The organism is Spongiactinospora rosea, from assembly GCF_003315795.1.
GTDB lineage: Bacteria > Actinomycetota > Actinomycetes > Streptosporangiales > Streptosporangiaceae > Spongiactinospora > Spongiactinospora rosea.
Window position 1 is genome coordinate 20,879 of sequence record NZ_QMEY01000047.1, and the last position, 9,774, is coordinate 30,652.

Consider the following 9,774-nt stretch of genomic DNA (forward strand, 5'->3'; position numbering starts at 1 on the left):
CAGCAGGATCGCCACCGAGGTGATCGACGACGAACTCCCCGCCCGTTCGACGCCTTGCGGTGTGCCCTCAGGGGGATCGACGGCGTCCCCGCTCCCTGGTCTCATGCCTGTAAGAGCAGTGGGATCAGCTTCGCGTGCAACCGGGCTGAAACTCTTCCTTTGGGTCTCTTCCAGACCGAGGAGTATGCCCGCGAGGTCATCCGTGCTACTCAAGTAATCGCGTGCTGGCATGACCCGGACCTCGATATGAGCCCAGACCGTTTATCGGTAAGCCGCCCCTGATCACTAAGGTCATGGAGACGGTGCTCACGCCGAAGGCGTCCAGCAACTGCGCGGCGAGCGCGCCGCCCAGCGCGGTGCAGAGGGTGGCGTCGTTCACACTGGTCGCGACGAGGTTCACCGGAGCCGCGATTCCTCAGGCGAACAGTCCGTCGTCGAGCAGTCGACTCGGCGGGCGCGGGCGGCGTGGGTTGATATGGGGAGCTGGACTGGTTCGGCGGCCGGTGATTTGCCCGTGCGCCTCTGAGTAGGAGGGTGCGTTCGCTGGCCGACCGGTGAACAGGAGCGCCGCCATCAGTTTCCGTGCAGGTCACGGCGCTGGAAGGCGAGGACGCCGACCAGGGTGAGTGCCGTGGTGAGCGCGGTGAGCCCCAGGAGCGGGATCGGGTCCACCGGTCCGGACAGGGCTGGTGGCACGTGGGCGAAGGGCGACAGGTTTCGGATCCGGTCGTCCAGCCGCAGCAGTTCGCCGAGCTGGCCGAGCAAGGCGAAGGCGATGAGCGCCGCCCAGGCGAGCGTGGTCAGCCGGGGGAGCAGGCCGAACAGCAGCATCGCGATCCCGGCCAAGGTCCAGGTGGCGGGGACCTGGATGAGTGCGGCGCCGAGCAGCCGCAGGGCCTGCCCGGCAGGGTCGCCGGTCGTGATGCCGTGGCCGAGCCCGGCGGCCAGACCGGCGACGGCCAGTACGGCGGCGCTGCCGGCCAGCGCGATGCCCAGGTGGCCGGCGGTCCAGCGCCATCGGGGGACGGCGGTGGCCAGTACGGGGTCGGCGCGGTTCGCGGACTCCTCGCCGTGCAGCCGCAGGGTGGCCTGGATGGCGTAGCCGCCCGCGACCAGGGCGAGCACGCCCAGCTCGGCGGCCAGGAACGTATCGGTCAGCACATCCGTCCCGCCGCCCATCCGGGGCAGCAGGTCGGCCAGTCGCGGGTTGTCGCGTACGACGTCACCGACACTGTGAGCCAGTACGCCGAGCAGCGCGCCCACGGCGGCGAATGCCGCCGTCCAGCCCAGCAGGGCCCCGCGTTGCAGCCGCCAGGCCAGCGCGAGCGGGCTCTTCAGCCAGGCGGCGGCATCACGCGGCCCCGCACGGGGGGCGACGAGCCCCGCACCCAGGTCGCGCCTGCCGGACAGCAGGGCCGCCACGGTGATGAGGACCAGGCCGCTCGCCGCGAGCAGGGCCACCACCCACCAGCGTTCGCCCGCGAAGGCGCGCACCCGCTGGGCCCAGCCGAGCGGGGACAGCCAGGACAGCGCCTCGATCCGCGCCGCGTCGCCGAGGGCGCGCAGCAGGAAGGCCGCGCCCAGGGTCGCGATGGCGATGGCGTTGGCCGTACGGGCATGCGCCGTCAGCTGGCCCACGACGATCGCGACACCGGTGAAGGACCACCCGGCCCCGCTCACCGCCGCGCCGAAGGCGAGGCCGCCCGCGAAGGGCAGTCCCTGCCCGGCCAGCCCGAACGTGATGAGCACGCCGGTCAGCACGTTCGCGCCCGCGGCCACGAGCACCGCCGCGGCGGGCATCGCGTGCCGCCCCACCGGGAGGGCGCCGACCAGCTCGGCCCTGCCGCTCTCCTCCTCGGCCCGGGTGTACCGGGTCACGATGAGGACGCTCATCAGCGCGGCCAGTACCGAGGCCATCGTGGTGACCCGCCAGGCGGTCAGCCCGCCCACCGAGGTCGAATCGAAGACGGGCCCGGTCAGCGCCTGTAAGGCGGGCGCGGAGCCGACGGTGACCCCGAGCGCGACACGCTGGGCCACCTGCGGGTACAGCTCGGCGATGGCCGAGGCACTGGCGACGACCATCGCGGTGATGACGGCGATCCAGGCGAGCAGCAGGAGGCGGTCCCGGCGCAGCGCCAGCCGCGCCAGCGTCAGTGTGCCGGTCATCGCCCGGCCTGGTAGTGCCGCAGGAACAGCTCTTCCAGCGTGGGCGGCCGGCAGGTCAGTCCGCGTACACCGGACTCCGTCAGCAGCCGCAGCGCCTTGTCCAGGTGTTCGGTGTCGATGTGGAATCGCACCCGCGAGCCGTCGATCGTCAGGTCGTGCACGCCTTCCGCCCGCGCCAGATCGCCGGGGACACGGTCCAGTTCGGCGCTGATCGAGGTGCGGGTGAGGTGGCGGAGCTGAGCGAGTGTGCCGGTCTCGACCGCGCGGCCGTCACGGATGATGGTGACCTGGTCGCAGAGGGCTTCCACCTCGGACAGCAGGTGGCTGGACAGCAGGACCGTGCGGCCTGCGGCGCGTTCTTCGCGGACGGTCTCGCGGAAGACCGCTTCCATCAGCGGGTCCAGGCCGGAGGTGGGCTCATCGAGCAGGAGCAGTTCGACGTTCGAGGCCAGGGCCGCGATCAGGGCCACCTTCTGGCGGTTGCCCTTGGAGTAGGTGCGGCCCCTGCGGGTGGGGTCGAGGTCGAAGCGGTCCAGCAGGGCGGCCTTACGGCGTGGATCGAGGCCGCCGCGCAGTCGTCCGAGCAGGTCGATGGCCTCGCCGCCGGACAGGGTGGGCCACAGCACGACATCGCCGGGCACGTACGCCAGCCGCCGGTGCAGTTCCACCGCGTCCCGGTAGGGGTCGCCACCGAGGAGTACGGCCCGTCCCGCGTCGGGGCGCAGCAGGCCGAGCAGGACGCGCAGGGTGGTGGTCTTGCCCGAGCCGTTCGGGCCGAGGAATCCGTGCACCTCGCCGGTGCGTACGGTCAGGTCGAGCCCGTCCAGAGCGCGGACCTTGCCGTAGCGCTTGACCAGGCCACCGACGAACACGGCAGGCATGGGCGCCTCCCTGTAGCGACGTCCGATATGACGTTGCCGACCAGGCTTCCCGGCGCTCCACAATTGACGGTAACAGCAGCGGATCCGCCCCGCCAGATGTTTCTTGACGCTTTCGCGACGAGCGTCTTCCTGCCGACCTATTGGCCGTTTGGTTAGGTAACTGATCATATGGTCAGCAAGTAGCAATGGTCTCACTGCTCCTGATCGCCTGGCACGAGACCACCGTCGGGCTGATCAGCCAGAGCGTCCGGCTCATCCTGATCCTCTCCCCTGGCGGCGCGATGAGCTGATCGAGCGATTCACCCTGGACCCCCGCAAAAAGGCCCGTACCTACTCGAAGGGCAACCGGCAGAAGATCGCGCTGATCGCCGCACTCGCCTCCGATGTGGAACTACTGGTGCTGGACGAGCCGACCTCCGGTCTGGACCCACTGATGGAGGCGGTTTTCCGCGACATCATTGCCGAGGAACGGCGCGCCGGGCGTACGGTGCTGCTCTCCAGCCACATCCTCGCCGAGGTCGAGGCGCTGTGCGATCGGGTGAGCATCATCCGGGACGGGCGGATCGTGGAGGCCGAAACCCTCGCGCAACTGCGCCACCTCACCCGCACTTCCGTCACCGCCGTACTGGACAGGGTTCCGGATGGCGGCCTGCCCCATGTCCACGATTTCAGCGTTGACGGGAAGCGCGTACGTTTCCATGCCGACACCGGCCACATCGGCGAGGTGATGGCCCGCCTGACCGAATACGGCGTGCGCGACATCACCGCCCAGCCCCCACCTTGGAAGAGCTGTTCATGAGGCATTATCGATGAACACGGTCGCACTGATCCGGCTGATCCTGCGCCGCGACCGCGTCTGGCAGCCGCTGTGGGTCCTGTCGATCACCCTTTTCGTGGTGACCACGGTGGCCACCATCCGGCAACTGCTTCCCACCGCGGAAGCGCGCCTGCACTACGCCAACGAGATCGTGCAGAACCCGGTGATCCTGCTGTTGCAGGGACCGGCGTACGGCGATGGTCTGGGCGCGGCGGCGGCTCAGCAGCGAGGCGCCGCCACCACGCTCTTCGCCGCCCTGGCCAGCGTCGTTCTCCTGGTCAAGCACACCCGCGCCGACGAGGAGCGGGGACGACGGGAACTCCTCGGCTCGGCCGCCGTCGGGCGGCACGCCCCGCTGACCGCCGCGCTGACCGTCGTGCTGGCTGCCAACGCCGTGCTGGCCGTACTGATCACCGTAGCCGGCGTGGGCGCGGGGCTGCCCATGGCCGGGTCCCTGGCCTAGGGGTTGATGGCCGCGTCGGGCGGCTGGATCGCCGCTGCGCTGGCCGCGGTCGCCGTGCAGGTGACCCAGAGCGCCCGCATGGCCGCAGCCGTGGCGTTCACCGTGTTCTTCACGGCCTATTTGGTCCGGGGCGTCAGCGACCTGGGCGGTCCTGGCCTGGCGTGGCTGGGCTGGCTGGTGCCGAACGGCTGGTTCCTGCGGGCGCGTGCCTTCGGCGGCGAGCAATGGTGGGTGTTCCTGCCGGTCGTGGCGTTCGTCGCGGCGTTGGTGGGGATGGCGTACGCGCTGTCGGCCCGCCGGGACGTCGGCACCGGGCTCCTGCCTCCGCGGCTCGGCTCCGCCCACGCGTCCAAAGACCTGCACGGGCTGATCGGGCTGGCCTGGCGGACGCACCGGGGCATGGCACTGGCCCGGATCGCGGGCGCCGCCTTCATCGGCGCGGGGATCGGGCTGGGCGGGCAGAGCGCCGTCAAGATGTTCGGCCGGAGCGGAGCGCTGGACTTCTGGGCCGCGCGCACCGGGGCGGACGATCCAGCGGCAATATTCTTCGAGCTGGTCGTTTACGAACTGGCGGTGTACTCGGTCTCGCTCCACGCGATCATGACGGTGCTCCGGCTGCGTGGTGAGGAGGCCACGGAACTTCTCCTGTCCGGTCCGGTGAGCCGGACCCGCTGGGCGGTGAGTCATCTGCTGTTCGCCGTGGCGGTCCCCGCGCTCGTGCTGCTGGTCGCCGGCCTGGCGTTGAGCCTCGGAAACGGTGACCTCGCCGGTAACCTGTCCCGAACCATGATCATCCTGCCCGGTATCTGGGTGATGGCCGGGATCGCCCTGGCGGCGTTCGGGCTGTTCCTGCGGGCCGGGGCGGTCGTGGGGTGGACGGCCTTGGCGCTGGCCGTCGCATGGGAGGTGGGCTGGGAGGTCGGCCTGGTGAGCGACGCGTTGTTCATGATCTCTCCGTTCGCCCACGTTCACTACTCCACGCTGGCCGACCCGGGAGTGGGCACGCTGGCCGGGCTCACCGTTGTGGCGGCGGGCCTGGTCGCGGTGGGCCTGTACGGACTCCGCCGCCGTGACCTGGCGCTGTGATGCAGGGCGGTGAAGCATCCCGCCACCGTAGGTCGCTTTCAGCAGGATTAGACATGTGGGAGCGGCCGTCATTCCGGTTCGAGATTACTGGCGGGCCTTCTGAGGCTGCGGTCGTGATCAGCTTACCCTGGCTGCCGGCTCGCGTGGCTCTGTGTACTGGCTGGTCTTACGACCCTTGGCGTACCAAGCTTCGTAGCAGAACGCCTGCCGATACGAAGGCCGCGCCGAGGGGAGCCGAAACCTTGATGAACCAGGACATGAGCATGCCAAAGAACGCTGCGGCCCTCTCGCCGGGGAAAGGGGTAGGGATGCCTGTGCTCACAGCATATTGAGACAAGAAAAGCCTGGCTAGAACTGAAAGAAGAATCAGTGCGCAGCCCCACAAGATGATGGCTTTACCGGTAAAGCTCCGAGGTGTAGCAGCAACTGGATCGCGCTCCTCCCTCTTGAGGTTGAGCGAGCGGAGGACTAGCGAAGCCGCGATGAACCCTAAGCCCAGGGGCAAGGTGACCACTGCGACAATTTCGCAGATATCAAAAATAACTCCGAGCTGGCCCTGTGACGGAGTCTGGGCGTTACCAATGGTAGTGACCAGGATGCCTGGAAGAAAAGTGCCGCCTACGAAGGATACTAGAAGGAGGGCGACTCCTAGTCCGAAAAGCTTCCGAGCAGACATGTACGCTACCACATGCACTCCCTTGACCGGCTCCCAGCTTATAGCGCCACAGTAACATACTTGTATCGCTGTGTCCTGAGTAGGCGACAACAGGTCAAGATCATTTAGGGCTAGCGGTAGGCTTGATGAAACGGTCCGCACAAAACTCTTTTGCCTTGATGCCATATTTTGAAATGTATGGCTCTAGGCGGCCTACGTCATGTTCGGAAATTTGTTTGAGCTCCTGTGCGCTGTCGGCTGGCATGCTCCCTTCTATGACTCGCTTGAAGCCTGGATACATTTTATCTAGATATGGCAGCATTTGGCGGTATTGGGCGGAATTCAGCGCACGGTCGTTGATCGCACCTGCCGCGAATCTGACACATGTAGTAACAGCTTCTCTCTCCGGAGAGAGTGAGTGGTCGACCTGAGGCACATGCGTAGTGATGGCCGAGGCCCCCTCGACCAGCTTCCTCACTCTTTGCACCTCCGCAGCGCTGCCTACGGCAAACCAGTTCTTACCAGTTATGAGCGGGCGCTCGGATGTAATCAGCGGTTGCCAATCCTGAAGTACGATTGGAATCGATTCAGGGGTTCTGTATGCGCGTACAACCGTGACCTTTCCGCCTTTGCCTTCATTGTAACAGTTGACGCCATACATAGTGTCCCAGAAGTAAAGGTCGTCGTAAAGATACTCCTTGTCCGGGCATCCAATTGCCCTTGCTATAGAATTAGCGATGTCTGCTAGCGAGCGCTCTTTTGTGGTGTTATGCTCAGAGCGGCTGAGTAAAAATGCAACTGCAGCCGCTCCGGCTAAAACAGCTAGCGCAATAATAAGATATCTCGCTCTTCTTGTCATTTAGAGGCGCCCTGGGATAGAAACGCTGAATAGCGCATAGAGTGACATGTGCCCATGCGCAGGAGATTCTGGCTATACGCATGGGCACAGATTAGAATGCTATGGTGTGGCTGTCACTCGCTTATGCCCAAGTGAGGGGCGTTATAGCTGGGACGGAGAGTCCGTAGGATTTGAATTTCGGCACTCCCACGACCTCGCCCCACGAGGCGCTTCCGCGGCCGGACTTACCGCAGCCCAGCCCGATCCAGTAGACCGATCCGGACCTGTATCCCATTCCCTGAGCGCATGCCTCCGCCTCGGACCAGCCCGGGACGGCCCAGCCGTACCCCTTGGTGGCGCTGGGGCTAGATCCGATATATGAGCAGTCGAGCCATTGGTAGGTTTTCCACTGGGCCGGAAGGCCAGCGCCATCGTAGGGCCCGCAAGCGAATGCGTCGCTGTCCAGCTCCGCCTGATCCGATCGCACGACCGGCTTGCTTAAGTCCACGTCAGGGGCAACGTAGACGTCATCTGGGACCTCGTAGGCGGGGCTGGAGGGGGCGGCGTGCGCCGAAGTGGCCCCCAACCCCACCGCAGTCACAGCCGCCAGAGAACAGGCGAGCAGCCATCGAATTTTGTCGGGCATACTGTAGAGTTCTCCTTGCATCGATTGATGCCCCACGGGCAGGTCATCCGGCAAGATCGCCCTGCCCGTGGGACTTTCAGGTCTTCCTCGGCTAGCTGCAGTTGCGGCCGCCGGGCAATAACAAGTTACGTGACACAGTTGTACGGGTCAATAGCTTATCGAAGAGTGCGCGATTTCTATTTATGCCCGTCACTTAAAGTGATAGTGTAGATACGTATAGTCCGGCCAGACGAAGGCCGCCTATTGGCTGCGGCTCAATAGCATGGAGTGGGCTGGCTATCAAACGGCCTCGTGAGCCGACGGTAGAGCGCATGTGTTCGTGCCGGCTGCTGCAGAATAGATCGATGCGCCCTCAGGATGACCTTGGTTTCGAATCGGTGTCAAGTTCTTGCATGCCATTGAATTCCAAGCCGGTGGGCTGTAGGCGTTGCGATGGGCCTGGGGCTGCCTCCCCCAGATTGGCGAGGCTTAGGCCGCCAGATGAATCTCGGCTGATCCCTAGTGTCGATAGGCGCAGACGTGTACCTGCTCGCCGCCACGCGTCGATCGATGCTATCCAGAGAGCGCTGCCCATAGCGGCGCCCTACCAATAGCGTTGTGAAGGGTATAAGTGAGATGCCGGTGGAGCCAGGCCAGTCTCTGTAGTCGCTCAGCGACCAGGGGCAACCCGCTGGCTAAAAGACGTGTCATCAAGCGACGGTACGAGGCCGGAAGCTGGTAACTGGAGGTACATCGCGGAACTTGTCGCGCAGCAACATACACCTCTAAATGGTCAGCCTGACGTTGCTGGGCTACATGGGGGTGAAGGAGTGAGCCCGCTGTCCCCAGTGGTGCTCACTCGCTATGAGAATCCTCTCTGGTGCCTATGTCATGACAGAGATCGCTGTAGCGATGATCGGGCTGTCCCGGCGGCCTAGGGTCAGGGCGTTAAGGTCCTAGCCGAAAGGTCGCGGACGAGGCGCCATCAGCTGTTGATTGCCGCGACGAATGAATACTTCTTGGGTTTTGTCGCGCACCTCCCAGCGGATGCGGTGCATCCAGTGCAACAGCACCAACGCCAGCCCGACCGCCCATCGATGAATGCCTGGACCGGAGCCGTGTAGGGTGTCGCGCCATCCGACATAGGGCTTGAGAGTCGGTACGCGAAATTGGGGCGGGATACGTCGTGGTCACGGCTGCGATCTGCTTACAGGCACTTCGAAGGCGTAAGCCTGGTGACATCGTTGCAGTGGCCGTCGGCCTGGAAGACGGTGAGAGGGACGCCCTCACCACTTGGCGATGATGTGGTGCTTCGAGTCCGATTTCACTTCGTCCATCGGGTTCTGCAGGTTTCGGGCCTTGAATTCCTAGATGTGGAGTTTGTCGATCACTGGCTTTGGCCAGCCGAGCTGGCGGCGTACAGCTTGGTGGGCAGGAGCTGGCGTAGCCGGTTCCAGACGCCGGCCGCATTTCAGCGGTCTGAGTCACGCCGGTACACGTAGGCGCGGACCGTGAGCAACACCATGATCACGGTGCACCGAATGATCAGCCCGTCCGCCGGCCCGCCGAGCAACAGCCACACGACGATGAAGATTCCGAAGATCGCGACACGCTCGGCCCAGTCGCGCATGCCTCAGGCTTCCCTTTCCCGTTCGCCGCGCCGGCGGAGGCGGCGGATGCCGCCGAACCAGGCCGGTACGTCGCGCTCGTCGTCGAAGCCACGGGCCACCACGATGTCGGTGGAGGAGTGCAGCATGATCGACAGCACGATGGTGACCGCCACCAACTGGAAGACCTGCTGGGCGGCCGCGATCGCGGAACTGAGCACGAGCAGGCCGTAGACCACCGAGGCGAACCCCTTCGGGCCGAACCATGCCACCGCCGCCTGCTCGCGGATCGTCAGCCCTGACCCGAGGAAGGAGATCCAGATCGCGGCCGGGCGGGCCAGGACGAGTGCCAGTACCGCGAACACCCAGCCCTGCCAGCCGACCGACCCCAGCAGCGCCGGGGTGATGAGCGCCCCGAACACCAGCAGCGCGGCCAGCTTGAACACCTCCGCGATCAGCTCGCCGAAGTGCTCGAACGATGCGCGCTGCCGCTCGCCGAAGGTGGCCACGGTGATACCGGCCGCGAACGCGGCCAGGAACAGGTTGCCGTGGGTGACCTTGCCCAGCGCCAGCACGAGCAGGCCGATGGCCAGGGCGTTGAGCGGCTCGTACTGGGTCGAGGCGGCGAACCAGCGG

At 65.6% G+C, this 9,774-nt stretch carries 8 protein-coding genes and 1 pseudogene; 3 read left to right on the forward strand and 6 right to left on the reverse strand.

All coding sequences use genetic code 11. From position 1 onward, the window contains the following. Window positions 1–205: 205 nt before the first annotated feature. The 3 genes from DP939_RS45805 to DP939_RS44155 all read right to left on the reverse strand — a co-directional run bounded on the left by DP939_RS45805 (window position 206) and on the right by DP939_RS44155 (window position 3,047). On the reverse strand, window positions 206–400 hold the full coding sequence (locus DP939_RS45805) for a hypothetical protein (protein ID WP_147268401.1): 195 nt from the start codon (window positions 398–400) through the stop codon (window positions 206–208). A gap of 173 nt (window positions 401–573) precedes the next feature. After that, entirely contained in the window at window positions 574–2,166 is a 1,593-nt protein-coding gene (locus DP939_RS44150) for an ABC transporter permease (RefSeq protein WP_113986823.1), read from the reverse strand. Further along, complete coding sequence (locus tag DP939_RS44155; RefSeq protein ID WP_113986824.1) at window positions 2,163–3,047, reverse strand: ABC transporter ATP-binding protein; 885 nt, start codon at window positions 3,045–3,047, stop codon at window positions 2,163–2,165. The genes DP939_RS44150 and DP939_RS44155 overlap by 4 nt, the downstream gene beginning before the upstream one ends. Window positions 3,048–3,213: 166 nt before the next feature. On the opposite strand from DP939_RS44155, the pseudogene DP939_RS44160 reads away from it, so the two are divergent. From DP939_RS44160 to DP939_RS44170, 3 genes and pseudogenes are all read left to right on the forward strand, one after another. Further along, window positions 3,214–3,860, forward strand: a pseudogene (locus tag DP939_RS44160) (AAA family ATPase); the annotation flags it as partial. Beyond that, window positions 3,857–4,327: a hypothetical protein gene (locus DP939_RS44165; protein ID WP_113986825.1), complete on the forward strand. Its 471-nt coding sequence runs from the start codon at window positions 3,857–3,859 to the stop codon at window positions 4,325–4,327. The pseudogene DP939_RS44160 and the gene DP939_RS44165, both read left to right, overlap by 4 nt. Before the next feature lie 6 nt (window positions 4,328–4,333). After that, a complete protein-coding gene (locus DP939_RS44170; protein WP_113986826.1) occupies window positions 4,334–5,413 on the forward strand; it encodes a hypothetical protein in 1,080 nt (359 codons plus the stop codon). A 776-nt stretch (window positions 5,414–6,189) separates the two neighbouring features. Here DP939_RS44170 and DP939_RS45810 read toward each other — a convergent pair. The 3 genes from DP939_RS45810 to DP939_RS44175 all read right to left on the reverse strand — a co-directional run. Further along, window positions 6,190–6,927 (reverse strand): hypothetical protein, encoded by a 738-nt coding sequence (locus DP939_RS45810; RefSeq protein WP_147268402.1) that lies wholly within the window; start codon window positions 6,925–6,927, stop codon window positions 6,190–6,192. Between the two features lie 2,075 nt (window positions 6,928–9,002). Then, window positions 9,003–9,161: a hypothetical protein gene (locus DP939_RS46615; protein ID WP_158579007.1), complete on the reverse strand. Its 159-nt coding sequence runs from the start codon at window positions 9,159–9,161 to the stop codon at window positions 9,003–9,005. A 3-nt stretch (window positions 9,162–9,164) separates the two neighbouring features. Further along, window positions 9,165–9,774, reverse strand: a 610-nt coding sequence (locus DP939_RS44175; protein ID WP_199565828.1) for a cation:proton antiporter domain-containing protein, incomplete at its 5' end; no start/stop codon positions are given.

Excerpts from the sequence above, each read along its gene's own strand:
- DP939_RS46615 (WP_158579007.1), bottom strand. The coding sequence starts at position 9,161 with ATGCGCGACTGGGCCGAGCGTGTCGCGATCTTCGGAATCTTCATCGTC.
- DP939_RS44170 (WP_113986826.1), top strand. The coding sequence starts at position 4,334 with ATGGCCGCGTCGGGCGGCTGGATCGCCGCTGCGCTGGCCGCGGTCGCC.
- DP939_RS45810 (WP_147268402.1), bottom strand. The coding sequence starts at position 6,927 with ATGACAAGAAGAGCGAGATATCTTATTATTGCGCTAGCTGTTTTAGCC.
- DP939_RS44155 (WP_113986824.1), bottom strand. The coding sequence starts at position 3,047 with ATGCCTGCCGTGTTCGTCGGTGGCCTGGTCAAGCGCTACGGCAAGGTC.
- DP939_RS44150 (WP_113986823.1), bottom strand. The coding sequence starts at position 2,166 with ATGACCGGCACACTGACGCTGGCGCGGCTGGCGCTGCGCCGGGACCGC.
- DP939_RS44165 (WP_113986825.1), top strand. The coding sequence starts at position 3,857 with ATGAACACGGTCGCACTGATCCGGCTGATCCTGCGCCGCGACCGCGTC.